A 22342-nucleotide genomic window follows, 5' to 3' on the forward strand; every position below is an offset into this window, starting at 1 on the left:
GCAAGTATCTATTCCTGATTTTTTATTACACCGGATACACTCCATGCTTTCTTTCCGAAAAGACGATATATTTCGACATATAGGCATCAAAACGGCGAGTCAATTCTTCCCGCAGCTGATTTGGCGCGATAATGCCATCGACGACCATCTCTGACGCTAAGCGATAAATATCGATATCGCGGCGATATTCCTCCCGTTTTTGTTCAATAAAAGCCGCTTGTTCTTCTTTAGGAAGCTCAGCAATTTTATTGGCATATACCGCATTAACAGCTGCCTCCGGTCCCATCACGGCAATTTGCGCATTAGGAAATGCTAAGCAGCAATCCGGTTCAAAGGCTGGACCAGCCATCGCATAAAGACCGGCCCCATACGCTTTCCGCACGATAACAGAAATTTTTGGAACCGTCGCTTCTGACATCGCTGAAATCATTTTCGCTCCATGTCGGATAATTCCTGCTCTTTCCACTTTTGTGCCGATCATAAATCCTGGAATATCGGCTAAAAATAAAAGCGGAATATTGAAGGCGTCACATAAAGTAATAAATTTGGCTGCTTTATCAGCCGAATCATGGAATAAGACACCGCCCTTGACGCGCGGTTGGTTAGCAAGGATGCCAATTGGCTGTCCATTCAAGCGAGCAAGTCCTGTAATCAATTCAGGTGCAAATAGCTTTTTGATTTCGCAAAAAGAGTCTTCATCCACAAAACGCTCAATCAAATCATACATATTAAACGGCGCATTTTGATTCAACGGCAAAATATCCTCGATGTTTTTTTCAAAGCTCTTCGCTGGCTTTGCTTCGGCAACCGGCGGTTTTTCAGCGAAGTTGGCCGGAAAATAAGATAAGTACTTGCGTGCAAATTGGATCGCTTCTTCTTCTGTTTTTACAAGCACATCTCCGCATCCTGAAACACTGCAGTGCATACGCGCTCCGCCCATTTCTTCGAGCGTCACTTTTTCGCCAATGACCATTTCGGCCATTCGCGGCGATCCTAAATACATCGAAGCATTCCCTTCAACCATAATGACGATATCACAAAAAGCAGGAATATAAGCGCCACCGGCTGCCGATGGACCAAATAATAAACAGATTTGCGGCACTTTTCCAGACAGCTTCACCTGATTGTAAAAAATGCGCCCTGCCCCGCGGCGGCCAGGAAACATTTCCACCTGGTCGGTAATGCGCGCTCCGGCAGAGTCTACTAAATACAGCATCGGGCATCGAAGCTTTTCCGCGGTTTCTTGGATGCGAATGATTTTTTCTACGGTGCGTGATCCCCAAGACCCGGCCTTTACCGTTGAATCATTGGCCATTACACATACGGTTTGCCCATTGATTTTGCCGATCCCCGTTACCACCCCGTCAGCCGGCAGGCCGTCAGCAAGACAATTGGCAAATAAAGCATCCTCAAATTGCATCCCATCATCAAATAACAGCTTTAGACGATCCCGTACAAATAGCTTGCCTTGCTCCGCATTTTTTTGATGGTACTTTATGGCACCACCTTGTTCAATTTTTTCAATTTGTTCCGCCAATTTCTCAGTTAACGTTTTTGCTTGCTCGTTGATCACTCGCACTTCCTCCTTTACTCTCCTTTATAAACAGGCTTCCGTTTTTCTTTAAAGGCCTGCAGCCCTTCTAAACGGTCCTTTGTTGGAATGGTCATCTCGTAAGCCATCTGTTCCAGCTTCAAGCCTGTATATAAATCGACTTCCAGACCTCGATTAATGGCTATTTTAGCTTGGGAAACAGCGATCGGCGCATTTTGGATAATTTGTTCGGCAAGTTTATTCGCCTTTTCCATTAACTGCTCATCAGGCACAACATACTCTACTATTCCAAGCTGGGCCGCTTCCGCCGCTGTTAGCCGCTTGGCCGTAAAAATGAGCTCTTTTGCTTTGCCTTTTCCAATTAAACGCGGAAGCCGCTGAGTTCCGCCGGCTCCCGGAATAATGCCAAGCGATGTCTCGGTTAATCCAAGCTGGACATGATCAGAGGCAATGCGGATGTCACAGGCTAACGCCAATTCCAGGCCACCGCCAAAAGCAACGCCATTCATGGCACAAATCGTCGGTGCTGGAAGCTGTTCAACTTCATTGATCGTATCGCGAATCAGCGCCACCGTTTTTCTCACCTCTGTTTCAGTCATACTGGCGCGTTCCTTTAAGTCGGCACCAGCGCAAAACGCTTTTCTTCCACTTCCTGTTACAATTACACATCGGATCGAGCGATCAAATTTTAATTGCTCAAGCTTTTGCTTCAGCTCGTTTAACATCGCAGTGGACAAAGCGTTGGCTGCTTGCGGGCGATGCAAGGTCAGCACCGCCACTCCATTCGCCGCCTCATAGAGAATAGAAGGTTCCATTCAATCACTCTCCTTCATTAGGACAAACACGAATCGATGGTTTGTAACTGATGGCTACTGAGCGCTCGACCGATCTTGTTTTGAATGAATAGCGCCGCTTCCGTTAGCCGCGCGGCGTCAATGCCTGTAGCAATATCCATGCCATGAAGCATATATAATAAATCATCCGTTGCGACATTTCCGGAAGCTCCTGGAGCATATGGGCAGCCGCCCAATCCGCCGAGTGAGCTATCAAAGGTTGTAATGCCCATTTCTAATGAAATCAGTACATTGGCTAAAGCGGTTCCTCTCGTATCGTGAAAATGCATGGCTAGTTTTTCTTTTGGAAATCTCTTTAAAAGTGAGTTGAGTACAGCTTCCACTTGGCGCGGGGTAGCAACACCGATCGTATCGCCTAACGAAAGCTCATCCACCCCCATTTCAAACAACCGCTCTGATATAGCGGCTACCTGTTCAACGGAAACTTCCCCCTCATATGGGCAACCAAAAACCGTTGAAAGATAGCCGCGAACGGTTTTTTGAGCACGCTTTGCTTCCTGAACAACAGCGGTTAGGACAGGAATGGTGTCGGAGATGGATTTATTAATATTTCTTTGATTGTGTGTCTCACTTGCCGACATAAATACTGAGATTTCATCCACTTGAGCCGCCAAAGCTTTTTCGAGCCCTTTTTGATTCGGAACAAGTGCAGCGTATGTAACACTAGGAACTCTCTCAATTCCTGTTGCAACATCGAAGGCATCAGCGAGCTGCGGAATCCATTTTGGATGAACAAATGATGTGATTTCAATGTACGTCAACCCTGTTTTGGAAAGCTGATTGATCCAAGCAATTTTATCTTCAGTCGCAATGGCTGTCTTTTCGTTTTGCAGTCCATCACGAGGACCTACCTCTTTAATTGTTACGTGTTTCGGCCAGTTGCCCACGCTCCTCACCTCTTATTCCAATTCAAGCAAAATGTCGCCTTCATTGACAAAATCGCCTTCTTGCACATGAATTTCTTTAACGACTCCGCTTGCTTCTGCAGCAATGGGAATTTCCATTTTCATTGATTCTAAAATTACGACATCTTGCCCTTCCTCAATTTTTTCGCCAACAGAAACAACAATTTTCCATACATTTCCTGCCATTGTTGCCACAATTTGATTCATCTTTTTATTCCTCCATTTCCTAATCTTGATGATCGAAGGTCTTCCACTTTCTTAATGAAGAAAAGTGGAAGACTTCATGAGCCTCTTATTTTTTGATCGAAATATTGCTTAAATGACGATTGACAAAATCTGTTGTCGTATGCCCCGCTTGAAATTCCGGGTGCGTTAATACTTCTTTTAGCATTGGAATGTTTGTTTTAATTCCTTCAATTTGATAGCTGTCGAGCGCTTGCAACATGCGATCAATTGCTTCCTTTCGGTTTTCGCCTTTCACAATTAATTTCGCAATCATAGGATCATAAAATGGCGTTACCACCATTCCGCTTTGAACAGCTGTTTCGTTGCGAATATGCTCTCCTTCTGGCAATTGAAAGGCCGTAATGGCTCCTGGGGATGGAAAAAAGGTTTTTGGATCTTCCGCGTAAATCCGCACCTCAATGGCATGCCCTCGGCGCTGGATATGCTCTTGGCTATAGCCAAGCTTTTCTCCGGCAGCGACGCGCAGCTGCTCTTCGACAAGATCCAAACCGGTGATTTCCTCTGTTACTGGATGCTCTACCTGAAGCCGCGTATTCATTTCAAGAAAGTAGAAATTTTTCTGTTCGTCAACAAGAAATTCAATTGTTCCTGCATTTGTATAACCGATATATTTGGCAGCTTGAATCGCTGTCTCTCCCATTTTTTTTCTTGTTTGCTCATCTAAAAACAAGGAAGGAGCTTCTTCAATCACCTTTTGATGGCGCCGCTGAATCGAACATTCACGCTCCCATAAATACACATAATTCCCGTGGCGGTCCGCAAGAAGCTGAACTTCAATATGGCGAGGGTTCTGAATATACTTTTCCAAATACATCGCCCCATCGCCAAAGAAAGAAGTCGCCCGCTTTTGGTTGCCTTCAAACGCTTTGCGCAATTCCTCCTCATTATGGACGATTTGCATGCCGATGCCGCCACCACCGGCAGATGCCTTTAACATAATGGGATAACCGATTGTCGCTGCCGTGCTCATTGCTTCTTCAACATTTTGCAGCGGAAACGAAATGCCTGGAACGATCGGCACACCTGCCTCTGCCATCGTTTTCCGCGACTCAATCTTGCTTCCCATTTTCGCAATTACATCCGCATTCGGCCCGATAAATACGATTCCTTCCTCTTCACAACGACGCGCAAACGCCGGATTTTCCGACAATAGACCATATCCTGGATGAATCGCTTCCGCTTTCGTCGTTTTGGCGATTTCAATAATTTTTTCAATATTCAAATAACTTTCACTGACACGCGGCTTTCCGATTAAATAAGCTTCGTCTGCCCATTTGACATGGAGAGAAGCAGCATCTGCTTCTGAGTATATCGCTACCGTCTGAATTCCTAACCGCCGGCATGTTCGAATGACTCGTGCTGCAATTTCTCCCCGATTCGCCACTAACACTTTTTTAAACATGCAACTCCTCCTATTCATTGGTTGTCTTGGCACGAAGAATTTGTTTAGCCTGTTCACGCAACTTAAACTTTTGGATTTTTCCAGACGCTGTCATCGGATATGAATCCGTAAATTCAATATAACGAGGAATTTTATGACGCGATATTTTTCCGCGGCAAAATTCACGAATTTCCTCAACTGTTGCAGCTTGCCCTGGCTTTAAAATAATCCACGCCATCACTTCTTCCCCATACTTCTCATCAGGCACTCCAACCACTTGAACATCTAGAATTTTCGGATGCCGATATAAAAATTCTTCAATTTCTCGTGGATAAATGTTTTCTCCACCGCGAATAATCATATCCTTTAACCTTCCAGTAATGCGGCAATATCCATTTTCATCCATTATCGCTAAGTCGCCTGTATGAAGCCATCCTTCGTCATCAATCGCTTCTCTCGTTGCTTCCGGATTGTTATAATATCCTTTCATGACATGATAGCCTCTTGTACATAACTCTCCTTGCACCCCGCGTGGCACTTCCCTGTTTGTGCCCGGTTCGACAATTTTGACTTCAACATTCGGAAGCGCACGCCCCACTGTCTCGACACGCAAATGAATAGGGTCATCCGTTCTTGTCTGAGTAATGACGGGCGAAGATTCAGTTTGTCCATAAGCAATCGTAATTTCCTTGGCTCCCATTTTTTCAATGACCGCCTTCATCACTTCGATTGGGCAGTTTGATCCTGCCATAATTCCTGTTCGCAAGGAAGACAAATCGTATTTTTCAAAATCAGGGTCGTTCAATTCGGCAATAAACATGGTTGGCACGCCATGTAAAGCTGTGCATTTTTCATCTTGAACCGTTTGAAGCACTTGTTTCGCGTTGAATTCTTGAATTGGCACGATCGTAGCGCCGACAGAGACGCATGCTAAGACGCCAAGCACGCAGCCAAAGCAGTGGAAAAATGGCACAGGAATACATAAACGGTCTTCTTTTGTAAGCTTCATGCATTGAGCGATGTTGTAGGCATTGTTGACAATGTTGTAATGACTGAGCATCACTCCTTTTGGAAAGCCCGTCGTTCCTGAGGTATATTGCATGTTGATGACATCGTGAGGGTCGAGAGCGTTCATTCGTTGATCAAGTTCCTCTTCGGTGATGTCATGGGCCATCGCCAAAATGTCATTCCACGTGTATGTGCCTGGGTAACGTCGGTCCCCCAGAACAATCACATTTTTTAGACGCGGAAGACGTTTCGACTTCAGCTGTCCTGGCTGACATTCGTACAGTTCGGGAGCAATCTCATAAATAGTGTCAATGTAAGAGGAATCGCGATATCGTTCTATTAAAATCAGCGTGGTAGAGTCTGATTGCTTCAATAAGTATTCTAATTCAGCTGTGCGGTAGTTCGTATTGACCGTTACAAGCACAGCCCCCATTTTACCTGTAGCAAACTGGCACGCCAGCCATTCAGGAGTGTTCGTTGCCCAAATGGCAACATTCTCTCCTGTCTCAATGCCCAGCTTCATGAATCCCCGAGCAACAAGACGGCAATATTCATCAAACTGCCTGTATGTCATTCTAAGTCCGCGATCTGCATACACAACAGCCTCATGCTCTGGGTAAGCGTTCGCTTTTTCTTCTAATAGCTTGCCAACTGTAACCTCTAACATCTCCGCCATAACATGCGCCTCCTTTGGTTGAATGAAATTTTCATCCGCGCCATTTTTCTGCCTTTAACATCCAAGCTGACGGGCAATGACGAGCCGCTGAATTTCAGATGTGCCTTCACCAATTTCCATAAGCTTAATATCGCGCAAATGGCGCTCGACCCCATATTCTTTCATGTACCCGTATCCGCCATGGATCTGAATGGCTTGATTACATATGCGGAAGCCAGCTTCAGAAGCGAACAGTTTAGCAAAAGAGGCTTCTTTTGTAAACGGTTTCCCTTGGTCTTTTAGCCAAGCCGCTTTATACATCATATTGCGGGCTAATTCGATTTCCATCGCCATATCGGCAAGCTTAAACTGAATCGCTTGAAATTTAGAAATGGATTGGCCAAATTGTGTGCGTTCTTTCGCATATTGAAGCGCTTTCTCAAACGCAGCTTGAGCGATTCCAACGGCAAGAGCAGCAATTGAAATGCGGCCGCCATCGAGAGTATATAAAAATTGCTTAAAGCCCTTTGCTGGATCCCCTAATACGTTCTCTTTCGGCACACGCACATTTTCTAGCACAAGCTCGCACGTATTGGAAGCACGGACACCCATTTTGTCGTAATTGCATCGAATCGTAAATCCCGGGGTATCTGTTGGAACAATAATAGCAGAGATGATATTTTTTCCTCTCTCATCCTTTCCGGTGACTGCAGTCACAATTACTTGCCTTGCATGCCCCGCATTCGTAATCCAGCATTTTTCTCCATTGATGATATATTCATCTCCGTCCAGCACCGCTCTCGTCCGAGTTCCCCCAGCATCAGAACCAGCATTCGGTTCGGTTAATCCGAACGCTCCCAACGCCTCTCCTCTTGCCATCGGAACAAGCCATTTTTGCTTTTGCTCTTCTGTGCCGAAATAGTAAATAGGGCTTGCACCTAGTGAGACAGCAGCAGCATAGCTAAGACCTGTCCCGCCACAAGCACGGCCAATTTCCTCAACAGCGACGGCATATGAAATCGTATCGCCACCAGCTCCGCCGTATTCTTCTGGAAACGGGATTCCCAATAGCCCTAATTCTCCCATCTTTTTGAATATTCCGACAGAAAAATAGGCTTCTTCATCCCATTTCGCCGCGTTTGGTGCAATTTCCTTCTCGGCAAACTCCCTTACCATTTCTTTAATCATCTGTTGCTCTTTTGTCAGTTCAAAATTCATTCTCTCTCCCCCATTTATAACATATTATTCTAAAACCGACTAGTCGGTTTTGAATGGTTTTAAGACCGACTAGTTGGTTTGTTTCACGAGCAACACTTACATTCAGTAAGCATCATTTTTTAAAACGATCGGAGTGAAGCTTGCTTGTTTTTGATGAAATAAATGATATTTTCCGATTTTTGCTTAGCTTCTTCTGTAAGGACAGCATGCAAAATAAAATCAATAAAATAGTCGGCAATTTGTTCGATTGTCATCGGTCCTTCCGGTTTATACCATTTATACGTCCAGTTCACCATACCAATAATCGTCATGCCTGTAATTTCTACAGAAAGCTCTGGACGAAACTCGCCTGCGGCAATGCCTTCGCGAATGACCCGGAAAATCACCTGCTTAAACTCATCACGTTTTTCATTGATTTTTTGTGAATACTCCGGTTTTAAATAAGTGCTTTCTTGGTAAAACACCGTGATATGCGGCTTGTATAAATGAAATACTTTTACAAATGATTGAATAATGGCACATAAACGCTCTGTAGGCGTTTTATAGTTTTCATAGGCCGCCTGCGCCTTGTTGAGCACGTAAGTAATAAACACATCGTGAATGTGATAAAGAAGTTCATCTTTTGATTTAAAATTATGATAAAAACCGCCTTTTGATGCGTTAATTTCTGTGACAATCCGATCGACGGTAACTCCATGATAGCCATATTGTTCAAAAAGATGTAGAGCCGTATCGATAATTCTTTCTTTTAACGTTTTATTTGCCATTGAAAATCTCCTTTATCGTTTATATTAACATAATTTTTAGAAAAGTTAAATATTTTGTAGTTGCTATCTATAAAATACGTAATAAATGACCCAGATGTCAATAATTGTTTATAATAAGCGTTGATAAAAAAAAGAAAGAGGTAAGTTCAATGGCTAATATTCTTCTCATGAATGGCAGTTCACGCGAAAACGGGAATACAGCACGATTAGCGCAAATTGTGCTAGAGGGGATCGCTCATCAACAGATCTATATGAAAGATTTTTCGATTACACCGATTATTGATAAACGGCATGATCCAGAAGGATTTACTCCTGTGGCAGATGACTATGAAAAAATCATTCGTCTTGTTCGCGAACATGATATTTTGATTTTTGCCACACCGATTTATTGGTATGGAATGAGTGGACAAATGAAGCTGTTTATTGATCGGTGGTCACAAAGCTTGCGAGATCCTCATTTTTCCTTCAAGGAGGAAATGAAATCAAAAAAAGCGTTTGTTGTGGCTGTTGGCGGAGATGATCCGTATATAAAAGGACTGCCGCTTATCCAGCAATTCCAGTACATTTTCCAGTTTGTTGGCTTGACGTATATCGGTTACGTAATCGGTCAAGGAAACGCACCTGATGAAATTCTTTCCGACCAGCGAGCCCTAAGTGAAGCAAAATATTGGAATAAGATTTTTCGTTCGCTTTAGTTCCGTTGTTTTCTAAAAATAAACTTTTTCACACATCCGCCGGAGAGCAAGTCGGTGGCTTACCTTGGTCACATCAAAGCGTGACCGCGTGCCGACCTCTCGGCGGTTCACATGAGAGCAAATATGGAAGGGATCAGGATCATCTACCCAACTAGCACCACGAGTATGAAGATACAATTTGTGATACCATTCGGCATCGATGATGAACATCAAGGCTTTTTCTACGGTAGGAGCAGGCGACGAAACATTCAATAAGTACCCACTGTTTTTGTGGGAAGCTAGACCATCCTGACAAAATAAACAATAAGTTTAATAAATCGAGGCAAATTGCAGAACCTTATCAAGCACTTCACATTCCCATTCATGCCGATCAAACGTATGATTTGCACCGTTAATCCAGTGAATGGTTGCTTGCTCTCCATAACATCTCTGCTGATACTGGCTGCTTACTTGATAAGGGACAACATCATCATTCGTGCCATGAATCAGTAAGACTGGACCTCTATACGGCTTCGCTCGTTCGAATACATTGATCGTTTTCAAATCTTCTAAAAATGAGCGACCGACTAAATTACCCGCATGGTCATAATAAGGAGCAGTGATATCAATCTTGTTTTGCTTAACCATATACATCATCAGCTCATACATGTTTCCTGCCGGCGCTAGTAAAATAAGCTTATGAATTTCAGCCGCTCTTTCTCCAGCTAAAACACTCGCTACGAGCCCTCCCATACTAAGACCAAGCAAACAAATCTTCGTCGCATCAATGCGCCCATCTTTTTTTACAAAATCAAGAATGGCGTGCGCTTCTGCTATTTCGCTTGATACAGTCATATCTTCAAAATTCCCGTCGCTTTCCCCGCTTCCGAGAAAATCAAAACGAAAGCTCGCTATTCCTTGCTTCTCTAGCGCCCGCGACAACTTAAGAAACAATCGATGCGGCTCAAGCTTCGTCCCTGTAAAACCATGAAATAAAATGACCGCCGGAACTTTTTCACCTTCCTTTCGTGGAGGAATATGTTCCATTCCGCGAAGTGTCATTCCGCGATGCACTAACGTAATGGCCTTTTGCATCTTCTCTTCCCCTTTATCTTTATATTCGTTCCTTGTCTTGTCAATTTTTTATGTAGATAGGAAAAATGAGTGATTTTATGTATAATATATGCTTTTATTTTAAAAGATAATAAACGGAGGTGAGCCATTTGGAACCAATGTTATGTCCAAATTGCAAAACGAATCGAACACGCTTTAACTTAATTGAACAGCGTCCCGTGGCAGTCAAGCTCCATCCGCAAACAGGTGAAATTGAACAAGAATATACCAATGATTCCCTTGATCCTTTCCATCTGCCTTACCGCGGACCGAGCTATCGTGTTCAATGTGCCGCATGCGGACTCATTGAAAATCAGGAAATGTTCATTAAGCATGCACAGCATTTTTCTGACATGAAGTAAAAAGAAGAGCCCTCCTCTTGATCAGAAATCACTAAAAAACATTGATCAACCATAACGAAATAAGCAAGAAATAGACAATTCCTGATAGGAGTATTCATGGGGAGGAGGGGCGCAATAAATGAAGGGCCATTAGCCTTGTGGAGGACTTATTGATGAAATTTGTTGATGAATTGTATGAATATTATAAAGATCGGCTGACTGGAGACGAAGAAGACGCAGAAATCATGACCATGTCTATTTTAGAAGAGTTGAGTCGAAAAGATTTGCTGCAACTGATTGAAGATATGGACGAAACCGAATTGGTCGGCATGGTCGGCCTTTACATTCTTGAATGTCTGAAAGCAAAAATGGCCAATGAAGGAGTCGGACAAACAAAGTGGTCTTCCTCCTCTATTATTCATTAAAAAGGATGGCTTGCCGCCACCCTTTTATTTTTATTGAAAAAACTCTACATCATATCCTTCATTGATCAACACTTGATGGACGCGATGAATGTGGTCTTGATTTTTCGTTTCAAGTGAAAAGTGAATCTCTGCTTGACCCGGCAATACCTTTGCTCCAATGCGCTGATGATGAATGGACATGACATTAGCTTCCAATTCCGCAATAATGCGAAGCAGTTTATTGAGCTGTCCAGGTTTATCGGAAATGATCGTGGTGAATGTGACAAACCGTCCTGACTCCACTAAACCGCGTTCAATGATCCGAGAAATTAATGTAACATCCACATTTCCTCCGCTTAATACCGCGACAACTTTTTTTCCTTTGAATGGGACTTTATGATATAATAACGCCGCAAGCGGACAAGCGCCCGATCCCTCTACAAGCAGCTTGTTCCGTTCAAGTAAATAAAGCATCGTTCTTGAAATTTCTGTTTCTTCTACACAAACCACTCCGTCGACATATTTTTCAATGTATTGGTATGTGATGCCACCTGGCTTTTTGACGGCAATCCCATCAGCAATCGTGTCAGCAGAGACGATCGTCACCGGTTTTTTTTGGCGAAGCGCTTCCGTCATGCCGGGACATGCCGATGATTCCACTCCGTATACTTGAATCGATGGTTTTAGTTGCTTCAATGTAAAGGCTAATCCAGCGAGCAACCCCCCTCCTCCTACTGGACACAGCACCACATCCACATCAGGCAGCTGCTCGATAATTTCCAAACCAATCGTGCCTTGACCAGCAATGACCGCTAAATCATCAAAGGGATGGACAAATGTCGCTTCACGTTCTTTTTGCAATTGTAAAGCATATTCCAGCGACTCATCAAACACATCGCCATGCAAAACGACTTCGGCTCCATATCCTTGTGTCGCCTGTACTTTGCTTAAAGGCGCCCCTTTCGGCATGACAATCGTGCAAGGAATGCCAATCATCGCACTTGAATAGGCGACTCCTTGAGCATGATTTCCCGCCGATGCCGCCACCACTCCTCGTTTCCGTTCCTCTTCACTTAATGTCATAATCTTGTTGAATGACCCCCGTACTTTAAAAGATCCCGTTTTTTGCAAATTCTCCAATTTCATATACACTTCGTTTTGAGAAAATTGACTGAATGTTTGGGAATGCTCCAACGGAGTGTGATGAACAGTCCCTTTCATTTTTTCCCTTGCCTGTAAAACATCTTGAAGTGTTAGCATCCTTTCATCACCTAACTATTTATCGTTTAATCCACGCATTGTCATTATATCGAATCTCTAAGCGATATGCTATCATGAGTGATGAAAAGCCCGTACTTTTACCTGTTTGCATCTGCTTTTCTTCTTTCGCCTTTACTTGGCAAATAACCATTCATTCCTTTATGATGAAAGAGGCAAATCAATCATGACTCATCCTTTCGTTGTTGTTCGCTGAGAAAAAATCAAGCCCTCATGCTTTAAGAAAAGAGACTAACCTCTGCGGCATTTCATCATTGGAGACGACAGGTTGATGTCAACATCCGTGATCTTGTTGCGACATGAGACATGCCAAGAACTGGCTCTTCGTTTTTACAAATAGCTTGATGATGATAAGGAGGGCGTAAACAATTAAAATATTTCTATAATTTTTTATAAAACTATATACATTTTACTCACTTTTGGTAAGTTGTATATAGAGGTGATTTTTATGGCGCGTATTATAGCATAGGAAAATTTGCGGAGTTAATCGGAAAAAGCGAACGGACATTAAGGAATTGGGATAAAAAAAGAGTATTAAAACCTGCATATATTGCTCCGTCTGGATTTAGATACTATTCCGACGAGCAATTGAATCAAGTATTAGGAAACAAAAAGTGCAGAAAAAAGGAATTGGGTATTGCAGAGTCCCCAGCAAAAAGCAAAAAGACGACCTAGAGCGTCAAGTTGAAGCTGTTCGGACATATATGATGGCAAAAGGTTATTCTTTTGAAATCATCGAGGACATCGGTAGCGGGATGAACTATTCGAAACAAGGGTTAAAGAAATGAATTGATTTAATATGTAGCAATAGGGTGGAAAAAATCGTTGTTCTTTATAAAGACAGGTTGGTTCGATTTGGTTTTGAATTGATGGAGCATATATGTGCTTGCTATAGCGTAGAGATTGAAATTATTGACAGCACCAAAAAGACAGAAGAACAAGAGTTAGTAGAGGATTTAGTACAAATGATCACCGTTTTTAGTTGTAAGCTTCAAGGGAAACGAGCAAACAGAGCCAAGAAAATAATAAAAGAGTTGCTTCATGATGATACGAACTAGGAAAATTTAGATTAGAACCAAATAATAAACAGCGCACCAAGCTGTTTGGTTGCGCTGGTGTTGCTCGATGGGCGTACAATTGGGCATTAGAACAGCAAGAAAATAACGATAAAAACGGCGGGAATTTCATCAAAGATGGAGATGTGCGCAAACAGCTAACGGCATTAAAACAGACAAATCCTGATTACAAATAGTTGTATGATTATAGCAACAATATTGCCAAGCAAGCGATTAAAGATTTATGTGATGCATATGCATATAAGAAGTTTTTTAATAGAAAAGCAAATAAGCCAAAGTTTAAAAGCAAGAAACAAAACAAACCATCGTTCTATCAAGATACAGCCAAAATTAAATTCAGCGATACACATGTGTATATTGAAAAAGTCGGATGGATCCCCTTCTGTCAGAAAAAGGAAAAATTCCTGTTCAATCATTGTTTGTTCAAATGGTACAATATACCCCCATGTAACCCAATCAAAACGATTAAAGCGGTTAGAGAAGCGTTTCCGTCGGTTGCAACGGAAATGTTCGAGAAAGTATGAAAGGAACAAAATCCAAGAAGAAGGAGGTGTAATCCGTTACGTCAAAACACGCAACATGACAAAACTTGAAATGCAGAAATTGCGCATTCAGATGAAAAATATCCGCGAGGATTATGAAAATAAAAGGTTCAAATGAGCTGGTGAGAACCAAGCCCACTCGAATCATAATGGAAGATCTAAACATTAAAGGGATAAGAAAAACCGCCATTGATCAAAAGCGATACAACAACAACGCCTGTATGCTTTTTTAAGCAAAAGCTAAAACATAAGTGCGAGGCATATGGCATTGAGTTTATCGAAGCAAGCCAATGGTATCCATCCTCAAAAATGTGTAGTTCATGCGGATATTTAAAGAAATCATTGAAATGATCTGAACGAACATTTAGATGTGATGCTTGCGGAATAAGTATCGACAGAGATTTGAATGCGAGCATAAATTTATCGAAATATACTGCATTTGTTTCGTACCGCGAGTTACGCGGGAAGTGAAGCCTCTGGAGCGTTACACCAAACGAGAGCAGCCTTGGCGAAATCGGGCGCGATGAATGAGGAAGCAAACAGAAACTTTCACAAGGTTTTTGTCGAGTTTTGTAAGTTTTGCGTAACGGAAGCTTATTGAAAACATCATTAGCACTTTTATTTTCTGTTATGTTTTTAGTCATGTGCGGGTTTGGCATTATCATCCCGGTTCTTCCGTTTTTTGCCGAAAGCATTGGTGCCACCCCAACGGAACTTGGACTGCTTATGTCTATCTATTCTTTGATGCAATTTCTGTTCGCTCCCATCTGGGGACGCATTTCGGACCAATATGGCCGCAAACCGATTTTACTTGTAGGAATTATAGGTTTATCTCTTTCCTTTTTTTTATTCGCTGTGGCGAAAACTCTTTCCCTGCTGTTTATAGCCCGCATCGTCGGCGGGATTCTTTCTTCCGCTACGATGCCAACCGCAATGGCTTATGTGGCTGATATTACTTCCCCTGAGGAGAGAGGGAAAGGAATGGGAATGATCGGTGCAGCCATTGGACTTGGATTTATTTTTGGACCAGCCATCGGGGGAATTTTTTCAAAAATAAGCTTACATACGCCGTTTTTCATAGCTGGAACCCTGTCTTTGCTTACTTCATTATTCGTGTTTTTGTTTTTAAAAGAATCGCTTACGAAGGAGCAAGCACAAGCAAATCGAGCGGCCCCATCGGCTTCCATTTGGCAAGATCTTAACCGTCCGATCCTACTCTTATATATTCTACAATGGTTTATTTCTTTTTCATTATCAGGTCTTGAAGCCACTTTTGCTTACTTCGCAGCAAAACGGGCCCATCTTCACTCGACGGAGCTTGGATATATTTTTATGATCATGGGACTTGCCAGCGCTCTTATTCAAGGAGGACTCATCGGCAAGCTGATTCGCGCCTTTGGAGAGGGAAGAGTCATTCAAGCAGGCATTGTGATTTCGGCAGCTGGCTTTGCCCTGATTTTACTGATTCATGACTTTTGGACAGCCGCTCTATATTTATCCATTTTTGGTGTCGGAAATGGCATGATTCGCCCTTGTCTTTCCTCCCTTATTACGAAACAGACAAACGGAGGTCAAGGGAGCGCAACAGGATTTCTCTCCTCTTTCGACTCGTTAGGACGCATTATCGGTCCTCCAGTGGCAGGATGGTTATTTACAATTACCATCACCCTTCCTTATATATCTGGAGTGATCCTGTCTGTTTTGGCCCTCTCTTGCTACTATTTATTTGTGTATAAGCAAAAAGAGAAGCACCAAACCGCTTCATAAAAAAACGTCCCAAAACATTTGGTTTTGGGACATCTTTCTTTATTAATAAGAGATGGCTATTCCAACATAGCCATTTGTCAGCAAAACTCGCCTCTAGATCTAAAAAGAACAAGCTTTACAGAGATGAATCGTGGCCTTGAACAGTGACCGATTGTCGCGATTCTTTTGCAAAAAAATAAATGACTAATATGAAAGAAACCGCACCGAATACAACCATCATATTTTTCAATCCGATCATATCAAGCAAAAATCCTGTTCCAAGAAGAACAATTTGAAACATGATACGATCCAGCATATTTTTTAATGAGAAAAAACGGCCATGATATTCTTTCGGAATCGTTTTTTGAAAAATGGTAGCGACTGTTGGAAAAAAGCAGCCGACACTAAATCCAAACAAAGCAAAGGAAAGAAGCGATGTTATTTTGATATCGGCAAAATATAAGGACACATGCGCAAAAGCAATCAATAAAGAGAAGGCGTATAGCATTTTTTGCATATCATACTTTGCGGCAATCCGTTTTAAAACGAACGTCCCTACCATGAACGAAATTCCTTCTACTGTATATAGCAAGCCTTTGATCGTGCTATCATTTTGCAATTCACTTATATTAATGACCGTTAAATTAAATCCTCCTAGGAATAAGGTCGGGATAATCGTCAGCAATAAGGAAATTTTGACGAGCGGATATTGCTTTAATATAGGGATCATCTCGCTAAAATTGGCCTTTTTGCCTTGCTGACGGCCAGTGAGGCTTTTTTCTTCGCTCACTTGTAAAAAGCAGGTCGCTACAAGAAGCAAGCCATATGCGATAAAACTGGCAATATATAAAAAATAAAGACTAACGACCGCTAACAGCAGGCCGCCTAAAGCTGTACCGAGAATACGAGAAATGGTCGATACATTCATATGAACGCCATTCATAGATAGAAGCTGTCTCTCCTCCACCACGAGCGGTATGGTTGATTGAAGCGCTGGAAAATAAAAAGCGGCGGCGATTTGAATGACAATGGTAAACATAATCATCCAGCCAATGGAAGAAAAATGAAGGGCGAGCATCATAAAAATAACGCTAATCATCCGCAATAACCCTGAATATAATAAAACGGTTTTTTTAGGAAAACGGTCACACACTTTCCCGGCCATCGGGCTGACTAAAACACCGGCTAACAGCCCTATAAATAAAATAAGCGATTTGAAAAAATCAGAAGAGACGTGCCTCTGTAAAAACTCTAAATTTCCGATAATGCCGACCCATAGCCCAAGCCCTGCTATGAATTCTCCTGACAAAATGATCCATACATTTCTGTTTCTCCACATGTCCATATCTCCCTTTCTTTTCCATTGACATTTTATCATAATTTTCTCAACTAGCAAACTACTTCTTAATGATCCTTTTTTCATAAATTTATATTGATTATTTAGAACATAGTTTAATTAAATTAAATAAACTTCTGTATTATTGTTTGTGATATGGTAGAATAGAAAGATTGTTATGGATAAGAGTTGAAGCGAACCATATAAAAGGCCCAGCCGCCTTTAGAACTTATCTTGCTAGCACTTGCATCGATCTGGAATTTACACTTTTTTTCACCGTTGACAGTCGGAAGCGAACAACGCTGCTTCATAGAACTAAGAATAGGCCTGAAAACAACGGGTTCCTACCTTTGTCAGCCGATATGTAACGAAAAGGCAAGCTTGAGGAGCTGCCTTCTGACCGTGATTTTTTACGGATTCTGTTCTCTCAATCTTTAAGTCGTGTTTAGCAACGGGCTTTTTTCTATCCGCTGCTCTTTTTTGAATTGATTTTTAGGTTAAAGGCAGGAAACTTCTCGATGAATATGTTAGAATTGGAAATATCTTTGTTGAAACTCCCATCTTATATGGTTAAGATGAGAAAGAAATAAGAGAGAAAGGGTGACCTATATGACAGTCAAGCTCTATTATACTTCCCCTTCTATAACAAGCTGGAAAACAACGATTACAAGCAGCCAAAAGGACGGAGATACATACATTGTGACTCTAGCAGAAACAGCTTTTTATCCTGAAGGAGGCGGACAGCCTTCTGATTGTGGAACCATTGAAGCGATTCCTGTCATGGATGTGTTTGAGGAAAACGGTGAAGTATATCATCGCTTATCGTCGCTCCCGGCCTCATCATCTGTTCACTGTGAAATAGATGCACAGCGCCGGTGGGATCACACGCAACAGCATAGCGGCCAGCATCTACTTTCGGCCGTCTGCATAGAGCTACTAGATGCGCATACCAAAAGCTTTCATCTTGGCCGTGATATCGTATCGATTGATTTAGATACCCCTGCTTTATCAGAGCAGCAATTACTCGCTATTGAAGATCGGGCCAATATGTTGATTTATAACAACATCCCTATTAAAACCTATTACGTATCACAGGAAGAAGCAAAAAAGCTGCCATTCCGCAAGCTGCCAGAGCTGGACGGAGATATTCGGGTCGTAGAAATTCAAGGAATTGACATTTCCGCTTGCTGCGGCACCCATGTCTCAAGAACAGGAGAAATTGGCATCATTAAACTGCTTAAAACCGAAAAGCATCGCGGGATGACGCGCCTATTCTTTAAATGTGGAAGGCGAGCGCTTGACGATTATCAAACATCCCATCGCCTCTTAACATCATTAAGCCAGCATTTCGGCGCTCATCGAGAGATGCTTGCCAATGTTCTATACAAGCTAGAAGCAGAAAATAAGGAATACCAAAAGCAGCTGCAGCACATGAAACAAATGATGGCCCGCATAGAAGCAGAAGGAATCGTTCAAGAAGCGAATGATTCTTCCATTGTTTTTCGCATCTATGAGGATCTTCCAAGCAAAGACTTGCAAATCATTGCCAGCGAAGTGGTTACTTATTATCAAAAAACGGCCATCTTAGCAACAAAAGCCGAATCTCGTTTGATTATTGTCAAATCCCCTAGCCATTCTTTTCATGCTGGAAATGTGCTAAAACAACAGCTTGAAGCCACAAATGGCAAAGGAGGCGGCAATGACCGACAAGCGCAGGCTGTCTTTCCGACTAACGATGAGTTAATTTCCTTTATCCAGCAGCTGCAAAATGGGTTATCGACCCATACATGATCACCATCATTTATTGGACCAGATCTTTTTGTCATACAACCAAATATTATATTACAAAATTGTTACAAAATTTATGATTTCCTCTGGCGAAAACAAAAAATTTTCTGTACACTACTTAACGAAGGCTGTTTTCATTAAGGAGTAGTGGCTAATTATGCTAAATACATCTCATCAACAATTAAATAAACGGATTGCTCAATTAGAAAAAGAATTGCAATTCTATAAAAATTTTATCAAAGAATTAACGTTTCCTTTTGAATTTACTGACTATACATTAGGGATGACGATGGAAAAAAAACGGGGTCAAACAGAGCCCATCATCGGCTTCCTCCCTGTTCAACATGAAAATGGCGCTCATCTGCAGTTGGATGTTGATTTAAGCAATGACTTGCCATTTGAGCAAATTGAGGCGTTTTTGTCGCCGATCCTTGATCTTGTTCCGCATCATATCGTTTTTGTGGACGGTAACGGTATGATCACACTTTGTAATTTACAGGCGGCCAACGATACAGGAGTGAACCGCGACTCAGTCATCGGCAAACATATACGCGAATTGCTGCAATTGCCTGATGAACTCATTGTGACGCTTAAATCCATCGAAAAAAATGAACCTATTTATAATCAGGAAGTGCTTGACCGCTATTACGGCATTATAAATACGCGTTTGATTCATAACGCCGATGGATCGATTAAACGGGTTATCAGCATGTTTCAGTCGCTTAACTTGATGAAGGAAACAGAAAAACTGGCCGTAGCAGGACGCATTGCAGCTGGAATTGCTCATGAGATTCGCAACCCGCTTACGACTGTACGGGGATATTTGCAATTTTTTAAAAACGATCTTCCAGATAAAATTATTGCGCTGATTGATAAGCTGCTGATTCCCGAACTGGATCGGGCAAACGGCATTATCACCGACTTTCTAAACATCGCTAAACCAGCGGAAGTAAAAACAAATAACATCAACATTAATCAGTTTATCACTGAAGATTTAGGCATTCTACTGCAAAGCGAAGCGCTGCTTCACAATATTAAGGTTCATTTTGATTTAGATGAACGATTGGGTATGTACGATGTCGAAGCCGATAAAAATCAATTGCTGCAGGTATTTCTCAATTTATTTCGCAACGCGATTGAAGCAAAGACAGAAAGAACATTATGCATTGCTATTTCGAGCAAGCTGCACAATAATATTGTGCAAATTTATTTTCAAGATAACGGTCCAGGAATTCCGCCGACGATTATTGAGCATATTTTTGATCCATTTTTCTCAACAAAAGAAGCGGGAACAGGACTTGGTCTTTCTCTCTCAAGAAAAATTGTGGAATTGCATAAAGGCACAATGAAAGTGCAAAGCGGCGAAGACGGAACATGCTTTATCATTGAATTGCCGATCAATCAACGGGAAGCTGCCTCTTAACATGGGGGGTAGTTTCTTATTTTGTTTATTTTTCATGATTTTTCGGCCGCTTTTTATCGGCCAATGAAACAACAGCTACTCCATAGATTCGCGAATCTGTCGGAAAGCGATGTTATTCGCCCGTTGACTTTCTCAAAAATCCTTTAATCTGCAAGGTCTATTTCCAGCAATTTCATTGAAGCATTGATATTGCAACCATCACACTAACGAAGCAGCCCATCAAGTAAAGGCCCCTGTGCGATTGATACCGCTTCGTCACTAAGAGGGAGGGACTTTTATGGAACAAACTTTTACTCTCAAGCAAAAAATGATTCAATTTTTTCATCTTCTCTTTCCAGTTTTCGTCACTCAAATCGGCCTTTATGCCATGAATTTTGCTGATGTGACCATGTCGGGGCATGCCAGCGCCCAAGATTTAGCTGGAGTAGCCATCGGTTCAAATATTTGGGTCCCTGTCTTTACTGGAATTAGTGGAATCCTATTAGCCCTAACCCCCATTATCTCTCAACATCTTGGCGCCCAACGGCATGAGCAAATTCCCTATTATGTCATTCAAGCGGTTTATTTAGCTGCTACCATCGCTGTCTTCGTGCTTTTGATCGGCGCACTAGGAGTGGAGAGACTCTTGACAAGCATGAAACTAGAAAGCAGCGTGCAAGCCATTGCTTCCCGCTATTTATTCGCTCTTGCTTGGGGAATTGTGCCGCTGTTCATTTATTATGTTCTTCGCTGCTTTATGGACGCGCTCGGTCAAACGAAAATCACCATGTTGATTACGTTATCCGCTTTGCCCGTTAATATTGTGTTTAACTATTTGCTGATCTACGGACGCTTAGGTTTTCCAAAATTAGGTGGTGTCGGAGCGGGATACGCTACAGCCATTACATATTGGTTTTGCTGTTTTCTTTCTTTTTTTATGGTTTACAAATTAAAACGCTTTTCGCGATATCACATTTTTCAGAGATTATATCGGCTATCCCTTTTGGCATGGAAGGAACTACTGAAAATAGGAATTCCCATCGGATTTTCGATTTTTTTTGAAACCAGTATCTTTTCCGCTGTAACTTTACTAATGAGCGAATTCGGTACAATGACCATTGCTGCGCACCAAAGTGCCATCAATTTTGCATCGCTCCTTTATATGATTCCCCTAAGCGTTTCTATGGCTTTAACCATTGCCGTGGGTTTTGAAGTCGGGGCAAAGCGGCAGCGCGATGCTAAGCAATATAGCGCACTTGGTGTTGGAATGGCGGTCGCCATTGCTGTCATTACTTCTTTGCTGCTTTATTTCTTCCGCGGCGAAGTGGCCGCTTTATATACAAGTGAACAAGAAGTGCTGCTGTTAACCAAACAATTTTTACTTTATGCAATCTTTTTCCAGTTTTCTGATGCAGTAGCTGCCCCTATCCAAGGAGCACTACGGGGATATAAGGATGTAAATGCCACGTTTATTGCTGCTTTCTTATCATACTGGGCTATCGGATTGCCAGTCGGATATATTCTCGCCAATTTTACCGCTGCCCGAGCGTTCGGATACTGGATCGGATTAATTACTGGATTGGCTGCTGGCGCAATCTTTCTTTCATGCCGGCTCGTACTGATCCAAAAAAAATACAATCATCATAAAAAAGCAACGGAAGAAGCTTAGTCGGCTTCTTCCGTTTTATCTTTTTTTATTTTTTATTTTTAACTGGCTTTCGTTAGCACCAAGCTGCACCAACGATAATTAACAGGATAAACAAGACGACGATAAGCACAAAGCCACGTCCATATCCGTAGCCACCGAAGCCGCCGTAGCCACCATAGCCGCCGCAACCACCGAAGCCGCCATAGCCCCATCCGTATCCAAATGACATGCTACACCCCTCCTTTTATTGCCATGTTATGATGGCAGGGTGAATTAGTACACCCAGCCACCAACAAATGCTGCACCTACAATAATCAACAGAATAAACAATACAACGATTAACGCAAAACCGCCGCCATAAGCTGCACCCATCTTTGAGCACCTCCTTCGCTTTTGTACTAGTAGACT

21 protein-coding genes and 2 pseudogenes are annotated in these 22342 nt (G+C 42.2%); 10 read left to right on the plus strand and 13 right to left on the minus strand.

The window, feature by feature from the left end:
• Positions 1 to 25 precede the first annotated feature (25 nt).
• From AT864_RS11445 to AT864_RS11480, 8 genes are all read right to left on the minus strand, one after another.
• Entirely contained in the window at positions 26 to 1573 is a 1548-nt protein-coding gene (locus AT864_RS11445; protein WP_066149041.1) for an acyl-CoA carboxylase subunit beta, read from the minus strand.
• Positions 1574 to 1587: 14 nt separating this feature from the next.
• Complete coding sequence (locus AT864_RS11450; protein WP_066149042.1) at positions 1588 to 2367, minus strand: enoyl-CoA hydratase; 780 nt, start codon at positions 2365 to 2367, stop codon at positions 1588 to 1590.
• 17 nt (positions 2368 to 2384) lie between these two features.
• Complete coding sequence (locus tag AT864_RS11455) at positions 2385 to 3293, minus strand: hydroxymethylglutaryl-CoA lyase (RefSeq protein WP_066149043.1); 909 nt, start codon at positions 3291 to 3293, stop codon at positions 2385 to 2387.
• Positions 3294 to 3305: 12 nt separating this feature from the next.
• Positions 3306 to 3518: an acetyl-CoA carboxylase biotin carboxyl carrier protein subunit gene (locus AT864_RS11460; RefSeq protein ID WP_066149044.1), complete on the minus strand. Its 213-nt coding sequence runs from the start codon at positions 3516 to 3518 to the stop codon at positions 3306 to 3308.
• An 85-nt stretch (positions 3519 to 3603) separates the two neighbouring features.
• Positions 3604 to 4959, minus strand: a complete 1356-nt coding sequence (locus AT864_RS11465; protein ID WP_066149045.1) for an acetyl-CoA carboxylase biotin carboxylase subunit — start codon at positions 4957 to 4959, stop codon at positions 3604 to 3606.
• A gap of 10 nt (positions 4960 to 4969) precedes the next feature.
• Positions 4970 to 6622: an AMP-binding protein gene (locus tag AT864_RS11470; RefSeq protein WP_255357505.1), complete on the minus strand. Its 1653-nt coding sequence runs from the start codon at positions 6620 to 6622 to the stop codon at positions 4970 to 4972.
• A gap of 54 nt (positions 6623 to 6676) precedes the next feature.
• Positions 6677 to 7819, minus strand: coding sequence for an acyl-CoA dehydrogenase (locus AT864_RS11475; protein WP_066149046.1), 1143 nt, complete (start codon positions 7817 to 7819; stop codon positions 6677 to 6679).
• 119 nt (positions 7820 to 7938) lie between these two features.
• Positions 7939 to 8586, minus strand: coding sequence for a TetR/AcrR family transcriptional regulator (locus tag AT864_RS11480; RefSeq protein WP_066149047.1), 648 nt, complete (start codon positions 8584 to 8586; stop codon positions 7939 to 7941).
• A gap of 158 nt (positions 8587 to 8744) precedes the next feature.
• Between AT864_RS11480 and AT864_RS11485 the strand changes: the two genes are divergently transcribed.
• Complete coding sequence (locus tag AT864_RS11485) at positions 8745 to 9281, plus strand: flavodoxin family protein (RefSeq protein ID WP_197431018.1); 537 nt, start codon at positions 8745 to 8747, stop codon at positions 9279 to 9281.
• 309 nt (positions 9282 to 9590) lie between these two features.
• Here AT864_RS11485 and AT864_RS11490 read toward each other — a convergent pair whose 3' ends face one another.
• Entirely contained in the window at positions 9591 to 10355 is a 765-nt protein-coding gene (locus tag AT864_RS11490; RefSeq protein WP_066149049.1) for a S9 family peptidase, read from the minus strand.
• A 128-nt stretch (positions 10356 to 10483) separates the two neighbouring features.
• On the opposite strand from AT864_RS11490, the gene AT864_RS11495 reads away from it, so the two are divergent.
• Together AT864_RS11495 and AT864_RS11500 are read left to right on the plus strand one after the other, a co-directional pair.
• The gene (locus tag AT864_RS11495; protein ID WP_044745992.1) at positions 10484 to 10735 is read left to right on the plus strand and encodes a hypothetical protein; all 252 of its coding nucleotides are present in this window, start codon (positions 10484 to 10486) and stop codon (positions 10733 to 10735) included.
• A 152-nt stretch (positions 10736 to 10887) separates the two neighbouring features.
• The gene (locus tag AT864_RS11500; protein WP_066149050.1) at positions 10888 to 11139 is read left to right on the plus strand and encodes a DUF6154 family protein; all 252 of its coding nucleotides are present in this window, start codon (positions 10888 to 10890) and stop codon (positions 11137 to 11139) included.
• Between the two features lie 30 nt (positions 11140 to 11169).
• On the opposite strand, the gene ilvA is transcribed toward AT864_RS11500, so the two are convergent.
• Entirely contained in the window at positions 11170 to 12378 is a 1209-nt protein-coding gene (gene ilvA / locus AT864_RS11505; protein WP_066149051.1) for a threonine ammonia-lyase, read from the minus strand.
• Positions 12379 to 12861: 483 nt separating this feature from the next.
• On the opposite strand from ilvA, the pseudogene AT864_RS17610 reads away from it, so the two are divergent.
• The 4 genes and pseudogenes from AT864_RS17610 (at position 12862) to AT864_RS11520 (ending at position 15781) form a co-directional block, all read left to right on the plus strand.
• Positions 12862 to 13454, plus strand: a pseudogene (locus tag AT864_RS17610) (IS607 family transposase).
• Positions 13455 to 13495: 41 nt separating this feature from the next.
• Positions 13496 to 13648, plus strand: a complete 153-nt coding sequence (locus AT864_RS18715; RefSeq protein ID WP_369815545.1) for a helix-turn-helix domain-containing protein — start codon at positions 13496 to 13498, stop codon at positions 13646 to 13648.
• Between the two features lie 555 nt (positions 13649 to 14203).
• A pseudogene (locus AT864_RS18720) lies at positions 14204 to 14485 on the plus strand (zinc ribbon domain-containing protein).
• A 159-nt stretch (positions 14486 to 14644) separates the two neighbouring features.
• On the plus strand, positions 14645 to 15781 hold the full coding sequence (locus tag AT864_RS11520) for an MFS transporter (RefSeq protein WP_066149124.1): 1137 nt from the start codon (positions 14645 to 14647) through the stop codon (positions 15779 to 15781).
• Positions 15782 to 15896: 115 nt separating this feature from the next.
• Here the strand turns inward: AT864_RS11520 and AT864_RS11525 are convergent, their stop codons facing one another.
• Positions 15897 to 17099 (minus strand): MFS transporter, encoded by a 1203-nt coding sequence (locus AT864_RS11525; RefSeq protein WP_066149053.1) that lies wholly within the window; start codon positions 17097 to 17099, stop codon positions 15897 to 15899.
• 606 nt (positions 17100 to 17705) lie between these two features.
• Here AT864_RS11525 and AT864_RS11530 point away from each other — a divergent pair.
• The 3 genes from AT864_RS11530 to AT864_RS11540 all read left to right on the plus strand — a co-directional run bounded on the left by AT864_RS11530 (position 17706) and on the right by AT864_RS11540 (position 21955).
• Positions 17706 to 18887, plus strand: coding sequence for a DHHA1 domain-containing protein (locus AT864_RS11530; protein WP_066149054.1), 1182 nt, complete (start codon positions 17706 to 17708; stop codon positions 18885 to 18887).
• A 154-nt stretch (positions 18888 to 19041) separates the two neighbouring features.
• Positions 19042 to 20307 carry a nitrogen regulation protein NR(II) gene (locus tag AT864_RS11535; RefSeq protein ID WP_066149055.1) on the plus strand — a complete coding sequence of 422 codons (1266 nt, stop codon included), beginning with the start codon at positions 19042 to 19044 and terminating at the stop codon, positions 20305 to 20307.
• 277 nt (positions 20308 to 20584) lie between these two features.
• Positions 20585 to 21955, plus strand: coding sequence for an MATE family efflux transporter (locus AT864_RS11540; protein ID WP_066149056.1), 1371 nt, complete (start codon positions 20585 to 20587; stop codon positions 21953 to 21955).
• A 52-nt stretch (positions 21956 to 22007) separates the two neighbouring features.
• On the opposite strand, the gene AT864_RS18520 is transcribed toward AT864_RS11540, so the two are convergent.
• On the minus strand, positions 22008 to 22163 hold the full coding sequence (locus tag AT864_RS18520) for a YjcZ family sporulation protein (protein ID WP_082741685.1): 156 nt from the start codon (positions 22161 to 22163) through the stop codon (positions 22008 to 22010).
• A gap of 44 nt (positions 22164 to 22207) precedes the next feature.
• Positions 22208 to 22306 (minus strand): YjcZ family sporulation protein, encoded by a 99-nt coding sequence (locus AT864_RS17625; protein ID WP_080861071.1) that lies wholly within the window; start codon positions 22304 to 22306, stop codon positions 22208 to 22210.
• Between the last annotated feature and the right edge of the window lie 36 nt (positions 22307 to 22342).

This window comes from Anoxybacillus sp. P3H1B, from assembly GCF_001560855.1.
Classification (GTDB): Bacteria; Bacillota; Bacilli; order Bacillales; family Anoxybacillaceae; genus Anoxybacteroides; species Anoxybacteroides rupiense.

What these genes read in the sequence shown, in the direction of transcription:
- AT864_RS11450 (WP_066149042.1), bottom strand. Translation starts at nt 2,367, where the DNA reads ATGGAACCTTCTATTCTCTATGAGGCGGCGAATGGAGTGGCGGTGCTG.
- AT864_RS11460 (WP_066149044.1), bottom strand. Translation starts at nt 3,518, where the DNA reads ATGAATCAAATTGTGGCAACAATGGCAGGAAATGTATGGAAAATTGTT.
- AT864_RS11465 (WP_066149045.1), bottom strand. Translation starts at nt 4,959, where the DNA reads ATGTTTAAAAAAGTGTTAGTGGCGAATCGGGGAGAAATTGCAGCACGA.
- AT864_RS11470 (WP_255357505.1), bottom strand. Translation starts at nt 6,622, where the DNA reads ATGGCGGAGATGTTAGAGGTTACAGTTGGCAAGCTATTAGAAGAAAAA.
- AT864_RS11475 (WP_066149046.1), bottom strand. Translation starts at nt 7,819, where the DNA reads ATGAATTTTGAACTGACAAAAGAGCAACAGATGATTAAAGAAATGGTA.
- AT864_RS11480 (WP_066149047.1), bottom strand. Translation starts at nt 8,586, where the DNA reads ATGGCAAATAAAACGTTAAAAGAAAGAATTATCGATACGGCTCTACAT.
- AT864_RS11490 (WP_066149049.1), bottom strand. Translation starts at nt 10,355, where the DNA reads ATGCAAAAGGCCATTACGTTAGTGCATCGCGGAATGACACTTCGCGGA.
- AT864_RS11500 (WP_066149050.1), top strand. Translation starts at nt 10,888, where the DNA reads ATGAAATTTGTTGATGAATTGTATGAATATTATAAAGATCGGCTGACT.
- ilvA (WP_066149051.1), bottom strand. Translation starts at nt 12,378, where the DNA reads ATGCTAACACTTCAAGATGTTTTACAGGCAAGGGAAAAAATGAAAGGG.
- AT864_RS11520 (WP_066149124.1), top strand. Translation starts at nt 14,645, where the DNA reads ATGTTTTTAGTCATGTGCGGGTTTGGCATTATCATCCCGGTTCTTCCG.
- AT864_RS11525 (WP_066149053.1), bottom strand. Translation starts at nt 17,099, where the DNA reads ATGTGGAGAAACAGAAATGTATGGATCATTTTGTCAGGAGAATTCATA.
- AT864_RS11530 (WP_066149054.1), top strand. Translation starts at nt 17,706, where the DNA reads ATGACAGTCAAGCTCTATTATACTTCCCCTTCTATAACAAGCTGGAAA.
- AT864_RS11535 (WP_066149055.1), top strand. Translation starts at nt 19,042, where the DNA reads ATGCTAAATACATCTCATCAACAATTAAATAAACGGATTGCTCAATTA.
- AT864_RS11540 (WP_066149056.1), top strand. Translation starts at nt 20,585, where the DNA reads ATGGAACAAACTTTTACTCTCAAGCAAAAAATGATTCAATTTTTTCAT.
- AT864_RS18520 (WP_082741685.1), bottom strand. Translation starts at nt 22,163, where the DNA reads ATGTCATTTGGATACGGATGGGGCTATGGCGGCTTCGGTGGTTGCGGC.
- AT864_RS17625 (WP_080861071.1), bottom strand. Translation starts at nt 22,306, where the DNA reads ATGGGTGCAGCTTATGGCGGCGGTTTTGCGTTAATCGTTGTATTGTTT.